The organism is Streptomyces griseoloalbus, assembly GCA_014650015.1.
Classification (GTDB): Bacteria; Actinomycetota; Actinomycetes; order Streptomycetales; family Streptomycetaceae; genus Streptomyces; species Streptomyces griseoloalbus.
Genome location: BMUD01000105.1, coordinates 1 through 726 on the forward strand (window position 1 = coordinate 1; position 726 = coordinate 726).

At 43.0% G+C, this 726-nt stretch carries 1 pseudogene; it reads left to right on the plus strand.

Annotated elements, in window-relative coordinates:
- Positions 1 to 77 precede the first annotated feature (77 nt).
- A pseudogene (locus IE178_RS37140) lies at positions 78 to 726 on the plus strand (hypothetical protein); the annotation flags it as partial.

Genomic DNA, 726 nt, shown 5'->3' on the forward strand with positions numbered 1-726 from the left:
AAGACGATGAGTTTGTAAGCTTCGAACCAGCTTTGAAGGAGTATCGTATTCCTAAGTTCCGTCGTACCAACCAGAATATGACCATCGACTTGCGTCCTATCTGTAATAAGGGACAGCGTGTAAAGAAGGGAGATATCCTGACTGAGGGTTATGCGACAGAAAACGGTGAGCTGGCTTTGGGCCGTAATTTGCTTGTAGCTTATATTCCTTGGAAGGGTTACAACTATGAGGATGCTGTTGTTATTTCTGAACGTATGGTTCGTGATGACGTATTGACATCTGTACATGTTGACGAATACTCTCTTGATGTCCGTGAAACTAAGCGTGGAGTAGAGGAATTCACATCTGATATCCCTAATGTCAGCGAGGAAGCTACAAAGGATCTTGATGATAATGGTATCGTGCGTGTTGGCGCAAGAATTGAACCAGGTGATATCATGATTGGTAAGATTTCGCCTAAGGGTGAAAGTGATCCTTCACCAGAAGAGAAGTTGCTTCGCGCTATCTTTGGTGATAAGGCTGGTGATGTGAAGGATTCTTCATTGAAGGCAAATCCATCATTGAGCGGTGTAGTTATTGACAAGAAGTTGTTCTCTCGTGCTATCAAGACCCGTGAGTCAAAGAAGCAGGATAAGATTATTCTTGCTAAGATTGATGAGGAGTATGAGGCAAAGGGTGATGACTTGAAGGATATTCTCGTAGACAAGTTGCTTACACTTACAGAAG